The organism is Stenotrophomonas indicatrix, from assembly GCF_002750975.1.
Taxonomy (GTDB): domain Bacteria; phylum Pseudomonadota; class Gammaproteobacteria; order Xanthomonadales; family Xanthomonadaceae; genus Stenotrophomonas; species Stenotrophomonas indicatrix.
Genome location: NZ_PEJS01000001.1, coordinates 1,291,992 through 1,309,479, shown reverse-complemented (window position 1 = coordinate 1,309,479; position 17,488 = coordinate 1,291,992). Strand labels below are relative to the sequence as shown.

13 protein-coding genes and 1 tRNA gene are annotated in these 17,488 nt (G+C 66.9%); all 14 read right to left on the bottom strand.

Going from position 1 to position 17,488, the window contains the following annotated elements:
• Positions 1 to 151: 151 nt before the first annotated feature.
• Positions 152 to 4,882 (bottom strand): ATP-dependent helicase, encoded by a 4,731-nt coding sequence (locus CR918_RS06150; RefSeq protein ID WP_099842255.1) that lies wholly within the window; start codon positions 4,880 to 4,882, stop codon positions 152 to 154.
• Between the two features lie 288 nt (positions 4,883 to 5,170).
• Positions 5,171 to 5,263 (bottom strand) — tRNA-Ser (locus CR918_RS06145).
• A 78-nt stretch (positions 5,264 to 5,341) separates the two neighbouring features.
• Positions 5,342 to 5,545: a carbon storage regulator CsrA gene (csrA, locus tag CR918_RS06140; protein ID WP_025878924.1), complete on the bottom strand. Its 204-nt coding sequence runs from the start codon at positions 5,543 to 5,545 to the stop codon at positions 5,342 to 5,344.
• 148 nt (positions 5,546 to 5,693) lie between these two features.
• Positions 5,694 to 8,342, bottom strand: coding sequence for an alanine--tRNA ligase (gene alaS, locus CR918_RS06135; protein WP_099842254.1), 2,649 nt, complete (start codon positions 8,340 to 8,342; stop codon positions 5,694 to 5,696).
• Positions 8,343 to 8,447: 105 nt separating this feature from the next.
• On the bottom strand, positions 8,448 to 8,939 hold the full coding sequence (recX, locus tag CR918_RS06130; RefSeq protein ID WP_099842253.1) for a recombination regulator RecX: 492 nt from the start codon (positions 8,937 to 8,939) through the stop codon (positions 8,448 to 8,450).
• Positions 8,940 to 9,049: 110 nt separating this feature from the next.
• Positions 9,050 to 10,087, bottom strand: coding sequence for a recombinase RecA (recA, locus tag CR918_RS06125; protein WP_025878921.1), 1,038 nt, complete (start codon positions 10,085 to 10,087; stop codon positions 9,050 to 9,052).
• A 201-nt stretch (positions 10,088 to 10,288) separates the two neighbouring features.
• Positions 10,289 to 10,924, bottom strand: a complete 636-nt coding sequence (gene lexA / locus CR918_RS06120) for a transcriptional repressor LexA (RefSeq protein ID WP_025878920.1) — start codon at positions 10,922 to 10,924, stop codon at positions 10,289 to 10,291.
• A 211-nt stretch (positions 10,925 to 11,135) separates the two neighbouring features.
• Positions 11,136 to 12,818 (bottom strand): 2-polyprenylphenol 6-hydroxylase, encoded by a 1,683-nt coding sequence (gene ubiB, locus CR918_RS06115; RefSeq protein WP_099783555.1) that lies wholly within the window; start codon positions 12,816 to 12,818, stop codon positions 11,136 to 11,138.
• Between the two features lie 35 nt (positions 12,819 to 12,853).
• Positions 12,854 to 13,348: a CinA family protein gene (locus CR918_RS06110; RefSeq protein WP_025878918.1), complete on the bottom strand. Its 495-nt coding sequence runs from the start codon at positions 13,346 to 13,348 to the stop codon at positions 12,854 to 12,856.
• A gap of 96 nt (positions 13,349 to 13,444) precedes the next feature.
• Positions 13,445 to 14,755 carry a ribosome rescue GTPase HflX gene (gene hflX / locus CR918_RS06105; protein ID WP_025878917.1) on the bottom strand — a complete coding sequence of 437 codons (1,311 nt, stop codon included), beginning with the start codon at positions 14,753 to 14,755 and terminating at the stop codon, positions 13,445 to 13,447.
• 14 nt (positions 14,756 to 14,769) lie between these two features.
• Positions 14,770 to 15,045: an RNA chaperone Hfq gene (hfq, locus tag CR918_RS06100; RefSeq protein ID WP_025878916.1), complete on the bottom strand. Its 276-nt coding sequence runs from the start codon at positions 15,043 to 15,045 to the stop codon at positions 14,770 to 14,772.
• A gap of 95 nt (positions 15,046 to 15,140) precedes the next feature.
• On the bottom strand, positions 15,141 to 16,094 hold the full coding sequence (gene miaA / locus CR918_RS06095) for a tRNA (adenosine(37)-N6)-dimethylallyltransferase MiaA (protein ID WP_099842252.1): 954 nt from the start codon (positions 16,092 to 16,094) through the stop codon (positions 15,141 to 15,143).
• Positions 16,094 to 16,990: a dihydropteroate synthase gene (gene folP / locus CR918_RS06090; RefSeq protein ID WP_099842251.1), complete on the bottom strand. Its 897-nt coding sequence runs from the start codon at positions 16,988 to 16,990 to the stop codon at positions 16,094 to 16,096. The genes miaA and folP overlap by 1 nt, the downstream gene beginning before the upstream one ends.
• Positions 16,991 to 17,203: 213 nt before the next feature.
• Positions 17,204 to 17,392: a hypothetical protein gene (locus CR918_RS06085; protein WP_025878913.1), complete on the bottom strand. Its 189-nt coding sequence runs from the start codon at positions 17,390 to 17,392 to the stop codon at positions 17,204 to 17,206.
• Between the last annotated feature and the right edge of the window lie 96 nt (positions 17,393 to 17,488).

The following is a 17,488-nucleotide window of genomic DNA, read 5'->3' as shown; positions in this document are numbered from 1 at the left end:
AAGAACCGTCTGCGCAACGTGCACGATCGCCACACTACCCGGACTCTGCAGCCACCGGGGCAGGCGCGTAACGAACTGCATCACAGTCCGGCAGTCCGATCCGGGGCCAGGCCCCACGGAGTGAGCATTCATCGAGGTGATTCCGCCGCGCTCAGCCGTTCCATCCCAGCCCGCGCGGTTCGTTGCTGAAGCCTGCGGCCCGCAGCGCGTCCACCAGCGCGCCGCGATGCACCGGCACATCATTGATCCGTTCCAGGGTGAAGGACAGGCGCCGCCCCCGGCGCAATGCCACCGCCAGGGCCTGTGCAGCGGCAACCAGAGTATTGGCCGCATCCTCTGCCCCGCCCTCGATCCAGCTGGACAGTTGCCGCCCGCCCTGCGCCAGGTACAGCAGCAACCGGCCGTTGCCGATCACCACCATCGCACCGGAACGCCGCAGCGGACGTGCACCGGCCACCGGCTGCGGCCACGGCAGCAGGCTGCCGAAGGGATTGGCCGGATCAAGCGCTGACAGCGCGACGACCGACAGCTCACGCGGCACACGCTCGGACAGCTCGCGCAGATGGTCGATGGTGCCGCGATCTGCAAACTGTGCTCCGCCCAGCCCCGCCACGAAGCGGCCGCGCAGGACCTGCCCAGCATCTTCCATGCCTCGATAGACAGGCTGCAGTGCAGGGAACCCACCGGTTACCGCTTCGGTCATTGCCGCCGCCCGGGTCACCACCCGGTAGCGATCAAGCAGGCTTTCGCCCAGCGCCAGCGCCCGGACGGTGTCGTTGCTGCGCTCGCGGGGCAGCAACGACCATCGCCCCGCCAGGGTCGGCCCGCTGGCAATGGCCGGGTCCAGCGCCGTGGCCCGCGCGTCCAGCATCGGCATGAAGCGGAAACCCCGCGTGCGCCGCGAGGCCGACGCAACGCGCGCCCGCTGCTGGCGCACACCGACCAGGGCCCGCAACGGCGACCACAGGTCGCTGCTCACTTCGCCCCTCCAGGCCAGCTGCCATAGCGCCAGCTGGAAGTCCTCGGCCGCCGCCGCACTGCCGGCCAGGCGTGACTGCACCTGCGTGGCCAGCTGCCGCGCGAAGTAGGCGCCGCCATCGGCCAGGACCTGCACGATGGCGTCCTGCATCGGTGTACGTAGCGCCGGATCCGCTTCCGGCAGCAGCGGCAACGTTTCGGCGGCATGGTCCTGCAGGTGCAGCGACACCAGGCCGTCGTCGTCACCCAGCCGCCCGTGCCCGGCCCACAGCACCATGCCGGTCGCCAGCAGCTCATCAAGCAGGGCCGGTGCGTAGTCGCGCACCCGGGTCGGCAGGACCTGGTGTTCCCAGACCGAAACCGGCAGCGGCAACCCCGCCAGCTGCTCGACCACACGGGCAACGCCGTCGCTGCCCTCAAGCATGGCCGCAACGGCACCATTGCGGGCACGCCCGGCGCCGCCTTCCAGCAATACCCCCTGCCCCTCCAGCAGCAGGCGCACATAGGCTGCCGGTGGCACCGGCCGGGTGGCTTCACGTGCGGCCTGCAGCGAACGCAGGCGCAGACGCTGCAACACATCTTCGCTGACCCATTCGTGCACTACGTCCGGCGACGGATGCACCCGCTCATTTCCCTGCTGTCGCCGCGCTGCGCCGAAATTGCCACGCAGCACCCGCCCCTGCTCCTGCAGCCTTTCCAGCGCGCCGTCGACCACCGCCACACCCAGCCCGAACCGCTTGGCCAGCGCGCTGCTGGTGAAGGGCGCATGCGTACGTGCGTGGCGGGCCAGCAGATCGCCGAGGGGATCGGGCATGTCTGCAAGAAACACCTCGGGCAGCCCGCCCGGCAGCGCCGTACCCAACGCATCGCGCACACGTGCGGCGTCCTCCACGGCGACCCACTGCGTGTGGCCGGCAATTGAAGCCGGGATGGCGCGCTGCTGCGCCTGCAGCGCTGCCAGGTGCACTTCCACGAATTCCGGATCGGACAGGCGCAGCGCCAGGTCCGATGCAGGTAACGGTCCCAGCTCGCGCAGCAGGTCGGACACGCCTTCCATGCCATGGGCCCTGCGCGCAGGTTCCAGCCGCTGCAGTTCACGTTCAACCTGATCGACCACCCCCGCATCCAGCAGTTCGCCCAGGTCTACCTGGCCCAGCAGCTCGGCGAGCAGGCCACTGTCCAGTGACAGCACCGAGGCGCGGCGCTCGGCCAGCGGCACGTCCGCCTCGTACATGAACTCGGCGACATAGCCGAACAGCAGATTGGCCGCGAACGGCGAAGGCACCTCGGTCGCGACGTCCAGCAACTGCACCTGGCCGCGTTGAACGCGTTGCATCAGCGCGTCCAGCGCATCCAGGTCGTAGACATCCTGCAGGCACTCGCGGGCGGTCTCGATCAGGATCGGGAACTCCGCATGGGCCTGCGCGATTTCCAGCAACTGGCCGGCGCGCAGGCGCTGCTGCCACAGCGGCGATCGACGCCCCGGCGTGCGACGCGGCAACAGCAGTGCGCGCGAGGCACACTCGCGGAAGCGCGCCGCGAACAGTGCCGAATGACCGACCGCCGCGGTGATCGTACGGCGCAACCGCTCCGGTTCGAACACGAACATGTCCGCCCCCGGAACGCGCCCGGTACTGTCGGGAATCCGCGCGATGATGCCATCGTCGCTGGCGACCACGGCCGGGTCGATGCCCCAGCGTTCGCGCAATCGTGCTGCCACCGCCAATGCCCACGGATCATGCACGCGGCGGCCATACGGCGAATGCAGCATCACCCGCCAGTCGCCCAGCTCGTCGCGGCAACGTTCCACCACCAGGCGCAGATCGGTGGGCAGCACGCCCGTGGCCTGCCGCTGCTCGGCGACCAGGCCGAGCATGTTGCTGATCGCGTTGGCGTCCAGGCCACTGGCCTGCAGGCGTGCGTGCAGCGCCGTCGCAGGGGTGTCACTGCTATCGATGTGCGCCTCCAACGCGGCGAGAAACGCGCCGATGGCCTGTCCCAGTTCGGCAGGGCGGCCCACACCTTCGCCACGCCAGAACGGCAGGCGCGCCGAACGTCCGGGTGCAGGCGTCACCACCACCTGATCGTGGGTGATCTGGTCGATCCGCCATGAGGTCGCGCCCAGCGTGATCACATCATTCACCCGCGACTCGTGGACCATCTCCTCGTCCAGCTCACCGACGCGGCGCGATCCGGCCCGCTCTTCTCCTTCAGGCAGCACCACGCTGTACATGCCACGGTCGGGAATGGTGCCGCCGCTGGTAACCGCCAGTTGCTTCGCACCAGGGCGAGCGCTGAGCTCACCGCTCTGCCGGTTCCATACCAGCCGCGGCCGGAAGCCGGCGAAATCCTCGGACGGATAGCGGCCGGAAAGCATGTCCAGCACGGCGTCGAAGGCACTGCGCGGGAGTGAGCGGTACGGCGCGGCACGACGTACCCGCGCATACCAGGCATCGGCCTGCCACGGCTCCATCGCCACCGCCGCCACCGTCTGCTGGGCCAGCACATCAAGCGGGTTGCGCGGCGGAGCGATGGCCTCGATGCGTCCGGCCAGCATGCTGTCCACCACCACGGCGGCATCGATCAGGTCGCGCCGCGTACGCGGATACACCAGACCGCGGGACATGCCACCCACCTGGTGGCCGGCGCGACCAACGCGCTGCAGGGCGCTGGCCACCGACGGCGGCGCGGCCACCTGGATCACCAGGTCAACCAGCCCCATGTCGATCCCCAGCTCCAGGCTGGACGTGGCCACCACGCAGCGCAGTGCACCCGATTTCAGCGCCTGCTCGATCTCGCCGCGCTGCTCCTTGGAGACCGACCCGTGATGCGCGCGTGCAATCAGTGCCGGCGCAGCGGAGACCCGGTTGACCGTACTGCCGGTGAAAGAGCCATAGGCCAACCCGTTACCCGAATCTCCACGGATTGCGCCGTCTTCGCCACTGCGTCCGGCGTGCAGCTCGTTCAGGCGTGCGGTCAGCTTTTCGGCTACGCCGCGCGAATTGGCAAAGACAATCGTCGAGCGATGGCGCAGCACGTTGTCGAGAATGCTTGCCTCCACGTGCGGCCAGATCGAGCCGATCCGCGCGCCGCCGTCGCGCTCCCTGGGCGTGCCCTGCGTAGCCAGGCTGGACATGTCTTCCACCGGCACAACGATGCGCATCTGCAGCTGCCGCGCCGAGCCGGGTTGGACCACGCTCACCGGGCGGTCGCCGCGCAGGAACGCCGCCACCTCGTCGACCGGCCGCACCGTGGCCGACAGGCCGATGCGCTGCGCCGGTTCGTGCAGCAGCGCATCCAGCCGTTCCAGGCTCAGCGCCAGATGCGAACCGCGTTTGCCACCGGCCACTGCATGGATTTCATCGAGGATGACGGTCTGCACATCGCGCAGGATCTCGCGTGCCTGCGAGGTCAGCATCAGGTAGAGCGACTCGGGCGTAGTGATCAGGATGTCCGGCGGCCGCCGCACCAGGCCTGCACGTTCACTGCTGGAGGTATCGCCGGTACGCAATGCGACGGTCAGCTGCACCGCCGGCTCGCCGCGTCGGGCGCGCTCGTCGGTGATGCCCTGCAGCGGCACCTGCAGGTTGCGCTGCACGTCGCTGCCCAGCGCCTTGATCGGCGACAGGTAAAGCACGCGGGTTCGTCGCACCGGCTTGGCCAACGGCGCTGCGCGCGCTTGCCGATCACGCTCGGCGAACAGCTGGTCGATGGCATGCAGGAATGCGGCAAGTGTCTTGCCCGATCCGGTTGGCGCGATGACCAGGGTATGTTGCCCGGCACCGATCGACGACCAGGCCTGATCCTGCACCGGCGTGGAGGCGTCGAACGCGGCACGGAACCAGGCCTGCGTCGCGGGATGGAAGCGCTGCAGCGGGTCCTGCGGGGAATCAGGCGGCGTCATGGTGCGTCGATCATACCCAGCTGCGGCCCGTTGGCCGGGCCTTGGCTGGCGCTGGCTGCATCAGGCAGCTGATCCGGGGTCGACAACAAAGGCCCGGAGCGTAGCCATCCTGCCGTCACGGAAACGCCAGACGTCGCTGCAGGAAGGTAGCCTTCTTCGCACTGGTCATCGCGTGCTCCGCTCGGCGGTCATGGTGCGAACCTGGCACCGCGATCGTGGGCCGCAGGTCAACGCGACGCACAAAGAAAACGCCCGCAGATCCAGGATCTGCGGGCGTTCTTTTGCATCTGGCGGAGCGAGAGGGATTCGAACCCTCGATAGAGCTTTTGACCCTATACTCCCTTAGCAGGGGAGCCCCTTCAGCCGCTCGGGCATCGCTCCGGGGTTTTCTCCGCGTCTGGTGCGTTGCACCTCAGCGGGGCGTGAATCATAACGTTAATCACGCGCGAAGGTAAAGCCTTATTCCGCAGAATTTTCACCACCGGTGCTGCCGGCTTCGTCACCACGCTGGATGCGCTGGTAGATCTCTTCGCGATGCACGGCGACGTCCTTCGGCGCAGTGATGCCGATACGCACCTGGTTACCCTTGACGCCAAGCACGGTGACGCTGACCGAGTCACCGATCATCAGGGTTTCGCCGACGCGGCGAGTCAGGATCAACATTTTTTTAAGTCTCCATGGAACCGTGTGGAAGGGTATCCCCCACCGGCTTGACGCTCCGTCAAGAAGCGCGCCCACGACAAAGGGAAAAGATTCGCAATGGTACCGTCAGCCGTCCCGCTCCTACAAGGAGGGGGACGGCAGGGATTCATCACAGGCGGGGGCTGACCCATTCGACGACCGCAGCCAGCGCGGTAGCAAGGGCGGGCCCGTCCTCGCCACCACCCTGGGCGAGGTCCGGGCGTCCGCCGCCCTTGCCCCCGATCTGACCGGCGATATGGGACAACAGTTCCCCGGCCTTGACCTTGCCCATTGCACTGCCGTTCACGCCCGCGACCAGCGCCGCCTTGCCGTCCTGGGCACCGGCCAGCACGATCACCGCGTCGCCCAGCTGCTGCTTCAGGCGGTCCATGGCATCGCGCAGGGCCTTGGCGTCGAAGCCTTCCAGGCGGACAGCCAGAACCTTCACGCCGGCGACCTCGACGGCCTGGCCGGACAGGTCGGCGGTGGCGCCGGCGGCTACCTTGGCCTTCACGGCCTCCAGCTCGCGCTCCAGCTGCTTCTGGCGCAGGCCCAGCGCACGGATCTTTTCGACCACGTCGGCAGCACTGCCACCCAGCAGCTCGGCGGCCTCGGCCAGACGGGCCTCCTCGGCATCCACGTAGTCCAGCGCGCCCTGGCCGGTGACGGCCTCGATACGACGCACACCGGCCGAGACACCGCCTTCGGAGGTGATCTTGAACAGACCGATGTCACCGGTCCGGTTGACGTGGGTGCCACCACACAGCTCGGTGGAGTAGTCGCCCATCTTCAGCACGCGCACGTTCTCGCCGTACTTCTCGCCGAACAGGGCCATCGCGCCGAAGTCCAGCGCTTCCTGCATGCCCATGTTGTGCACTTCGGCGGCGTTGTTGGCGCGCACCTGCTGGTTGACCTTGCGCTCGATGATCGCCAGTTCCTCGGCGCTGATCGGCTGGAAATGCGAGAAGTCGAAGCGCAGGCGGTCCGGCGCCACCAGCGAGCCCTTCTGCTGCACGTGGGTGCCCAGCACTTCGCGCAGGGCAGCATGCAGCAGGTGGGTCGCCGAGTGGTTGAGGATGGTCGCGCCACGGCGCTCGCCATCGACCTGGCCGGACAGCACGTCACCGATCTTCAGGCTGCCCTGGGTGATCTTGCCGACGTGGCCATGGAACTGGCCCGCGAACTTCTGGGTATCGCTCACCTGCAGCTGTACGCCGGCAGCGTACAAGGTGCCGGTGTCGCCGACCTGGCCGCCGGACTCGGCGTAGAACGGGGTCTGGTTGGTCAGCACGATGACCTCGTCACCGGCCTGGGCAGCGTCCACCGGGCGGCCATCCTTGAGGATCGCGACCACGCCGAGGCCGTCGGCCTGCAGGCGGTCATAGCCCAGGAAGACAGTCGGCTTGAGCGTGGCGACCAGATCGGCCGACAGCGTCACGCCACCGCCGAACTTGCCGGCGGCACGCGCGGTCTCGCGCTGCGTCTCCATCGCGGCGTTGAAGCCGTCGATGTCCACGGTCAGGTCACGCTCGCGGGCGATGTCCTGGGTCAGGTCGAGCGGGAAGCCGTAGGTGTCGTACAGGCGGAACGCGTCCACGCCCGGGATCACGCCATTGCTGACCTTGGCCGCAACGTCGTCGAAGATCTTCATGCCCGAGTCCAGCGTCTCGGCGAAACGCTCTTCTTCTGCCTGCAGGGCACGCACCACGGTATCGGCCTGTGCCGGCAGTTCCGGGTAGGCCTCGCCCATCTGCTCGACCAGGGTCGGCACCAGCTTGCTGAAGAACGGCTGGCGCACGCCCAGCATCCAGCCGTGTCGCAGTGCGCGGCGGATGATCCGGCGCAGCACGTAGCCGCGGCCTTCGTTGGACGGCAGCACGCCATCGACGATCAGGAACGAACAGGCGCGGATGTGGTCGGCGATCACGCGCAGCGACTTGTTTTCCAGATCAGCGGTTCCGGTCAGCTCCGATGCCTTGCGGATCAGCGCCTGGAACAAGTCGATCTCGTAGTTGGTATGCACGTGCTGCAGGATCGCAGCCAGGCGTTCCAAGCCCATGCCGGTGTCCACGCACGGTGCCGGCAGCGGCATCAGCGTGCCGTCCTGCTGGCGATCGAACTGCATGAAGACCAGGTTCCAGATCTCGATGAAACGGTCACCGTCCTCGTCCGGCGAGCCCGGCGGGCCACCGGCGATATGGTCACCGTGATCGTAGAAGATCTCGGTGCACGGACCGCAGGGACCGGTATCGGCCATCTGCCAGAAGTTGTCCGAGGCGAACGGCGCGCCCTTGTTGTCGCCGATGCGGACGATCCGGTCTTCCGGAATGCCGATCATGTCGCGCCACAGTGCGTAGGCCTCGTCGTCGGTCTGGTAGACCGTCACCAGCAGGCGCTCGGCCGGCAGCTTCCAGACCTGGGTCAACAGCTCCCAGGCCCAGGCGATCGCATCCTTCTTGAAGTAATCGCCGAAGGACCAGTTGCCCAGCATTTCGAAGAAGGTGTGATGGCGGGCGGTGTAGCCCACCTGGTCGAGATCGTTGTGCTTGCCACCGGCACGCAGGCAGCGCTGGACGTCGGCCGCGCGCACGTAGCTGCGCTTTTCCGCGCCCAGGAACACGTCCTTGAACTGCACCATGCCGGAGTTGGTGAACAGCAGGGTCGGATCGTTGCCCGGCACCAGCGGCGCCGACGGCACGATGGTGTGGCCTTTGCCCTTGAAGAATTCAAGGAAGTCGCTGCGGATCTGGGATGTCGTGAATTTGGCGGATGCGTTCATGGGGGCTGGCAGTCTGCGGGCCGGGGCCCGTGCCGCCGGCCGCAGTGGCCAGGGTCGAACGGACCGCCGAAACCCCAAAGGGTATCAGGCCCGGCGCCATCAGTCTCAGTCGTCCGGATCGTAGCGGGTCGCGCGGCGGATGCTGTCGCCATCGAAGCCCCGGCGGGCCAGCAGATCGGCGGCCTTGCGGCGCTGCGCGAGGTCCTGCGGACCGGCCTCACCAAAGCGGCGACGGACCAGATCCCGGGCATTCTCCGTCCAGTCGCCCTCGAAGGTATCCATCGCAGCAGTGATCTGCTCGCTGTCCAGCCCGTGGGTTCCCAGCTCGGCACGTACATGGATGGGGCCATAACCCGTATTGGCGCGCATGCGCACCAGATTCTCGGCAAACCGGGTGTCGTCCTGCCAGCCGGCCTCGGTCAGCTTGTCGACCGCCGCCTGCGCGACCTCGTCCTCGATGCCCCGGGACGTCAGCTTGCGGGTCAGCTCCTTGCGCGAGTGCTCACGACGGACCAGCAGGCCCAAGGCGCGCTGGACAGGCGTCTGTTCGCGTACGCGGCGCTTACGGCCGGGTGCCGGGGCGTCGGAATCGTTCATTCTCGCCTTCAATCAAATGCGCCGTCCCTGGCGCGTCCCCCGTCGGGGAAACCGAATCTGCAGGACAGGGCGACGTCACTGACGGCGCCGCCCTGCCCCACAGCAAGCCTTTACTCGTCGTCGCCTTCGTCTTCGCCTTCCTCACGGACGGCTTCGGTCGGCTGGAACTTCTCGCGCAGCTCAGCCTCAAGCTTGGCGGCAACCTGCGGGTTGTCGCGCAGATAGCCACGGGCGTTGTCCTTGCCCTGGCCGATGCGCTCTTCACCGTAGCTGTACCAGGCACCGGCCTTCTCGACCAGCTTGGCTTCGACACCCATATCGATCAGCTCGCCTTCGCGGCTGATGCCTTCGCCGTACAGGATCTCGGTGATGACCTGCTTGAACGGGGGCGCCAGCTTGTTCTTGACGACCTTGATCTTGGTCTGGTTGCCGATGATCTCGTCGCCCTTCTTGATCGCGCCGATACGGCGGATGTCCAGGCGTACCGAGGCATAGAACTTCAGCGCGTTGCCGCCGGTGGTCACTTCCGGGCTCTGGCCCGGCATCATCACGCCGATCTTCATGCGCAGCTGGTTGATGAACACCACCAGGGTGTTCGAGCGCTTGATGTTGCCGGTCAGCTTGCGCAGCGCCTGGCTCATCAGACGCGCCTGCAGACCCGGCAACTGGTCGCCCATCTCACCTTCGATTTCAGCCTTGGGGGTCAACGCGGCGACCGAGTCGACCACCAGGATGTCCACCGAGCCGGAGCGCACCAGCATGTCGGCGATTTCAAGCGCCTGCTCACCGGTATCCGGCTGCGACAGCAGCAGATCGTCGACATTGACGCCCAGCTTGCCTGCGTAGATCGGGTCCAGCGCGTGTTCGGCATCAATGAAGGCGGCGGTGCCACCCAGCTTCTGGCACTCGGCGATGGCCTGCAGGGTCAACGTGGTCTTGCCGGAGGATTCCGGACCGTAGATTTCCACCACGCGGCCCTTGGGCAGGCCACCAATGCCCAATGCGATATCCAGCATCAGAGAACCGGTCGGGATCGCCTCGACGGGCTCGACCACGCGGTCGCCCATGCGCATCACCGAGCCCTTGCCGAACTGCTTTTCGATCTGGCCCAGAGCTGCAGCGAGGGCGCGCTTCTTGTTCTCGTCCATCGGATTGGTCCTTGCAGAGGTCACGTCGTTGGAGGTGCTGTCTTTGGAAGTCTTCTTGGCCATGGGTTCACTTTAAGGCTGGCGTATCGCACAGGCTGAGATTCTGCCCGGCGTTCGGAAAAAAATTATCGGACATCCGTACCAACCTCAGCAGAACCAGAGAATCGCCACAAAAGACCGCGGGAATTGCAGGATGAATCGTCAACGGTTCGGTCGCAGCAGCCCGCAGTACAGGCCCTCGATCGAGAAATCCTGGTCCGGAAGCACGTCAATCGGCTTGTAATCGGGATTGCGCGGCAGCAGGCGGATGCGATCCTTGGCGATCTTCAGCAGCTTGACGGTGATCTCGTCATCGATGCGGGCCACCACGATCTGCCCGGAATGGGCATCGCGGGTCCGGTGCACACCGATCAGGTCGCCATCGAAGATGCCTTCGTCGATCATCGAATCGCCCTGCACTTTCAGCAGGTAGTCCGGTGCCGGCGAGAAGAACACCCGGTCCAGCACCACGAAATCATCCGAGCCGATGTCGGCGCCGATCGGCAGACCCGCAGCAACCCGACCCAGGATCGGCAGACGCAGGACGCTGTCGGGCAGGCCCGGCTCGGCCAGCTTCTCCACCGGCGGTGCCTGCACCAGACGGATGCCGCGGGCCTGGCCCGGCACGCGACGGATCGCCCCGGCCTGCTCCAGCGCCTCCAGGTGATACTGCGCTGCGCGTACGCCCTTGAAGCCGAAGGCACGCGCGATTTCAGTCTGCGAAGGGGGTGCGCCTTCGCTCTCGATACGCTCGGCGATCAACTGCAGGATCGCCTGCTGGGTGTCGGTCAGGTCCATGGTTAGTAGTATTACTACTAACACCCAGGACTGCAAGTGCCGAGGGCGATTCCGGCAGGAGCGAAAGCCGCGGTGCATGGCCCGGCGCTACCGGGAATGCGGCGTGGCTGGTTGGGGGCGGCAAAGGCAAAAGCAGCCGACCCGCGGTCGGCGCTACAGGAATCGCCGCGCGATGCCGCGGTTCCCGGCGGGAACCGCCGCAGTACGCACACTACGTGTGCTTGCCGCTTCTCCAGATCGAGAACAGGATCCACACCCCACAGAACCCTGCGCCGATGAAACCGCACACGCCCAGCGCCAGCAGCCAACGGCTGGAAACGCCTCCTACGCTGTGCATCACGATCGAGGAGCCGATGATCAAGGCTGCCGTGACGATCCCCATCACCAGCCGGTTCGCGGCGCGGTTGACCTGGTCGCCGAAGCCCTGCAGCGCGTTGGTCTCGACCTTCAGCTGCAGCCGGCCACGGCGCGCCGCCTGGACCAGCTTGCGCAGGTCCCGCGGCAAATCACCGGCGAAGTCGATCATGCCGAGCAGGCTGCGTCGGCCACGCTTGAACAGCGCCCGCGGCGCATAGCGCTGCAGCACCACCCGCTCCAGGAACGGGCGCGCGGCGCTGGCCATGTCGAAATCCGGGTCGAGCTGGCGGCCCATGCCCTCCAGCGTCAGGAAGGCCTTGATCATCAGCGCCAAGTCTGCCGGCAGGGTCAGGTTGTAGCTGCGCAGCAGCTGGGTGATGTCGCCCAGCATCAGGCCGATGCGCAGGTCCTTCAGCGGCACGCCGCGGTACTGGTCGACGAACAGGCTGATGTCATGCTGCAACCGGTTCTCGTCCACTTCCACGCCGCCGGCCCAGTCCAGCAACACATCGGCCACGCCCTGCGGATCCTGTTCAACCAGACCATGCAGCAGCTGCGCGACCTGGAAGCGGCGCACCTCCGACAACGCGCCGACCATGCCGAAATCGATCACGCCGATGCGGCCATCGCGCAGGTAGATGATGTTGCCCGGGTGCGGATCGGCATGGAAACTGCCGTCCTCCAGCACCATCTTCAATACGATGTCGGCGCCACGCCGGGCCAGTTCACGGCGGTCGATGCCGGCCGCATCGACACCGGCCAGATCACGTCCGGCAATGCCGTCGACGAAATCCTGGACATTCAGGCTTTCGCAGGTCCATTGCCAGTGCACCGCCGGAATCAGGATGTCGTCACGCCCCTCGAAGTTGCGCGCGATGCGCTCGGCGTTGCGGCATTCCGCGGCAAAATCCAGCTCGCGGCGCAGCGACACGGTGAACTGCTGCACCACCTCGGCGGGCCGGTAGCGCCGCAGATCCGGCAGCCGAGCCTCAACGATCTCGGCCAGCCGTGCCAGCAGGCGCAGATCGGCTTCAACCACGTCACGGATACCAGGGCGGCGCACCTTCAGCACCACTTCGCGGCCATCATGCAACCGCGCCCGATGGGCCTGGGCCAAGGAAGCAGCCGCCATCGGGGTTTCATCAAGGAAGGCAAACACCTGCGACGGAGACGCACCGAGGTCGGCCTCGAGCTGTTCGCGGATCTTCTCGTAGGGCAATGCCGGGACCGCGTTCTGCAATTCGGAGAGTTCGGCGATCCAGTCCGGCGGCAGCAGGTCGACGCGGGTGGCGAGCACCTGGCCCAGCTTCACGAACGTCGGCCCGAGATCCTGCAGGGCGCTGCGCACGCGCACCGGCGCGGTCATCCGCAGCATTTCCTGCCGCTCCTCGTTCCAGTGCAGCAGGCGGCCGGCACGTTCCAGTACCGTGGCCAGGCCGATGCGCCGCACGACGTCGCCGAAGCCGTAGCGGATCAGGACGGCGGCAATTTCCTGCAGCCGGCCAAGGTCACGGACGGTGCCCAGCGTCTCCCACATCGTTGCCTACTCCGGTTGATTGCCGGAGCAGCATGTCACAGCTGGGCGTCGATGCCGTGCAATGCCGCCGCTACGGTCTGCCGGCGGATGGCTTCACGGTCACCATCGAACTGGAACAGTTCGGCCCGGGCATAGCCGCCACGGCGCTTCCAGCCGATCCAGACACTGCCGACCGGCTTGTCCGGGCTGCCACCGCCCGGCCCTGCGATACCGGTCACCGCCACCGCGATGCCGGCACCGGAATTGACCAGCGCCCCGGACACCATCTCCAGCACGGCTTCGCGGCTGACCGCACCGAACTGCTCCAGCGTCTGCGCGCGCACGCCGAGCAGGCGCTGCTTGGCTTCGTAGCTGTAGACCACCATGCCGCAGTCGAAGAACGCCGAGGATCCGGCGATGTCGGTCATGCACTTGGCGATCCAGCCGCCGCTGCAGCTTTCAGCAGTCACCAGCTGCAGCGAAGCCTGTTGCAGGCGCTGGCCCAGCGCAGCGGCCTGGGCATTGAGTTCGGCGTCGGTCGGGAAGGCCATCGGGGTAGCTGAAAAGTGAAGAACCTGCACGTTGTACCGCAGATGGCAGGGTGGTGTCGCGGCCGCAGGACATGCCGGCCAACGGCCGGCACTGCCTCACCATTCGGGCAGCTTCTCCGGCAGCAGGGCCCGGATCGGCTCGCCATCGGCGCTGGCCGCCAGCTTCTCGGCCTCGGCGATGGGAAGATCGACCTGCAACAGCCAGCCTTCTTCATCAGCCTCTTCACTGCGCACCACTTCCAATTGGTGCAGGCGAGCGCGAAGGCGGCCGGCACTGGGTGGCAGGCGCAACTCGCCGGTGACGTGCTGCAGACCCAACCGCTTGCCGAGCACGGCCTGCAACAGCTCGATGCCCTGCCCGTCGCGTGCGGAAATCCACACCCGCTCACGCCGTGATTCATCCGGCACGCCGTCCTGGCCGTCGTGGCGCACGTCGGCACCCTCGATGCGGTCGATCTTGTTGAACACCAGCAACTGCGGAAGGTCGCCGGCACCGACGGCGGTCAGCACTTCGTCGACCTGGGCGATGCGCTCCTCGCGGTGCGGATCGGCGGCATCGACAAGGTGCAGCAGGAAATCCGCTTCCCGCGCTTCAGACAGGGTCGAGCGGAAGGCCGCCACCAGGTCATGCGGCAGGTCGCGTACGAAACCAACCGTATCGGCCAGCACGACGTTGCCACCGGGCACGGCGATCCGGCGTACGGTCGGATCCAGGGTGGCGAACAACTGGTCGGCCGCATAGGCCTCGGCGCCGGTCATCGCATTGAACAAGGTCGATTTGCCGGCATTGGTGTAGCCGACCAGGGCGACGCGCGGCAGTTCGCTGCGCACACGCGCACGACGCATCTGGGTGCGCTGTACTTCGACCTTTTCCAGCCGCTTCTGCAGCTGTTCAACCCGCTTCTGCAGCAGGCGACGATCGGTTTCCAGCTGGGTTTCACCCGGGCCGCGCAGGCCGATCGAACCACCACGCTGGCGCTCCAGATGGGTCCAGCCGCGCACCAGCCGTGTCGACATATGCCGCAGCTGGGCCAGCTCGACCTGCAGTTTGCCTTCATGGCTGCGCGCACGCTGGGCAAAGATGTCCAGGATCAGGCCGGTACGGTCGATCACCCGGCGCTCGAGGAAACGCTCCAGATTGCGCTCCTGGCCCGGGCTCAACGCGTGGTTGACCAGGATCAGGTCTGCGCCGGTGGCTTCGGCGGCGGCCTTGATCTCATCCAGCTTGCCGCTGCCGATCAGGGTCGACGGGTTGGGGCGATCCAGCCGCGCGGTGATGGTCACCGCGATGCTGGCCCCGGCCGAGCGGGCCAGATCACCGAATTCTTCCAGCACATCGTCTTCCAGCTTGCCGAAATGCGGCTGGATCAACAGGGCGTGTTCGCCCTTTTTCGAGCGGTCAAACATTCACCGCTCCAACATCATTCGTCTGCTTCATCACCCGCCTGACCATCCTCACCTGATTGCACGTACCCACCACCCGGGCCGACCTTGACGTTGCGCGCCGGCACCACGGTGGAAATGGCGTGCTTGTAGACCATCTGGCTGACGGTGTTGCGCAGCAGGACCACGAACTGATCGAACGATTCGATCGTGCCCTGCAGCTTGATGCCGTTGACCAGGTACACCGAAACCGGCACGCGCTCGCGCCGCAGTGCATTCAAGAAAGGATCCTGCAGCGATTGCCCCTTGGACATTGCACACTCCTGATTATTGTTCTTATTGGTAGCCGGCGGTTGCCGCGACCCCCGAGCCGCTTTCCGGCCCATGATGGTACACGGCCAGCGTCGGTTCAGCGTGCAACGAAGGTCGACACCGCGCCTGCGAGGCGCTCCCCATCCATATGGGGGTCGAACCAGCGCGCATCAAGCTCGCCGCGCAGCCAGGTAAGCTGGCGCTTGGCCAGTTGCCGGGTGGCGAAAATGGACTTGTCCCGGAAGCGGGCCGCGTCCCCGTCCCCGTCCAGGTACTCCCAGGCCTGGCGATACCCCACCGCGCGGACGGCGGGCAGGTCCAGCGGTGCGGCCACCGCCCGCATTTCCGGCAATGCACGCAGGGCGCGCACTTCGTCGAGGAAGCCCTGCGCGAGCATGGCGTCAAAGCGGGCCTCGATGCGCTGGTGCAGGACGGCGCGGTCGCGCGGCGCCAGAATCAGCTTCAACGTGCGCACCGGCAACGGGGCCACCCCGGGGCGGCGCTGCCATTCACTGATCGGCGTGCCGGTCAGCCGGTAGACCTCCAGCGCCCGCTGGATGCGTTGCGGGTCGGTGGCATGGATGCGTGCTGCGGCGGCGGGGTCAACGGCGGCCAGCTCGGCGTGCAGCGCCGCCCAGCCTCGCTCGGCGGCGTCGGCGCTCAACACGGCACGCATCGCCGGGTCGGCCTCCGGCATCGGCGACAGACCCTGCAACAGCGCGCGGAAGTACAGGCCCGTGCCGCCGGCCAGGATCGGAGTCTTGCCTCGGGCGACAATATCGGCCACCACACGGGCGGCGTCGGCAGCGAACTCGGCCGCCGAATAGGTCTGCCAGGGATCACGCAGGTCCAGCAGGTGGTGCGGTGCCTGTGCGCGCTCGGCCGCATCCGGTTTGGCCGACCCGATATCCAGCCCGCGATAGACCAGCGCCGAATCAACGCTGACGATTTCACCGTCCAGCTGCTGCGCCAGCGTGATCGCGGCGGCGGTCTTGCCGCTGGCGGTCGGCCCCATCACGGCGATCGCCAGCGGCCGCTGATCCACTGCCATCAGTCTTCGTCCGGCCAGCGGAGGGTCGGCTTGGCGTCCACCCGCACGGCAGGTACCGCCTCGACCGCCTGCCAAACCTTCAATGCATCGACCGTCGCTGCCACATCGTGCACGCGCACGATACGGGCGCCGCGCTGCACGGCGATCAGGTGTGCGGCCACCGACGCAGCGACACGCTCTGCCGGTGACTGACGACCGGTCAGCTCGCCCAGGCTGCGCTTGCGCGACAGCCCGGCCAGCATCGGCACGCCCAGTTCAAGGAAACGCTCCGAGCGGGCCAGCAGCGTCATGTTGTGGGCCGTGGTCTTGCCGAAGCCAAAGCCGAGGTCGATCACCAGATTCTTCTTGGCGATGCCGGCCATCTCCGCGGCGAACAGCCGCTGCACCAGGAAGCCACGGACCTCGGCGACCACATCGTCGTACTGCGGGTCAGTCTGCATGTGACCCGGTTCGCCCTGCATGTGCATCAGCACCACCGGCACGCCTGCGTCCGCCGCCGCGTGCAGCGCACCGTCCTGGCGCAGGCCGAAGATGTCGTTGATCATCCCGGCGCCTGCAGCAACCGCGGCACGCATCACCTCCGGCTTGAAGGTATCGATGCTGATCGGCACCGTCGTGCGCGCTGCCAGCTGCTCGATGACCGGCACGACGCGACGCAGTTCCTCGTCGATCGACACCGGCGCCGCGCCCGGACGGGTCGATTCGCCGCCGATGTCGAGCAGGTCGGCGCCCTCCTCCACCAGCTTCAGGCCATGCGCGACCGCCGCCTCGGTGGTGTCATGGGCACCACCATCGGAGAACGAATCCGGGGTGACGTTGACGATACCCATGACCCGGGCACGGTCCAGGCGCAGGATGCGGCCGGCGCAATCGAGCTGGGGCGAGATGTCGAACATGGCAGATCCTGCGGGCAACGAAGGTTAGTTTAAGGCGGCAGGGCTGCGCCCTGCACCCGCAGAGGCGGTAGTGCCGGCCGCTCTCGACAATTGAACGAAGAGCATCCACGCATGGCGTGGATCTACCGTGTCGACCAAGGTCGACACCTACCAACAGCAGCCCAACAGCAGCGGGAAATTGTCGGAGGCGGGGCTGCGCCCTGCCGGCAAACCTCACCGCTGCCGGCGACGCTTCCGGTCCACGTACAGCGTCTTGATGATGCTCAGCAGGATACCCACCGCGATACCCACGCCACAGCCGAGCAGCAGATTGTCCACGGTCAGGCCGACAGCGACGCCGACTACGGTGGCGATCACCATCTCGGCGGTGTGGGAAATCGGTTCAGGCTTGGGGGCGGACATGCGGACTCCAGCGGACTGTCAGGATCGGATGGGCCGGGGCCCGGAAACAACAAGGCCGGGTTGCCCCGGCCTCGTCTTGCATTGCGTACGGCAGGC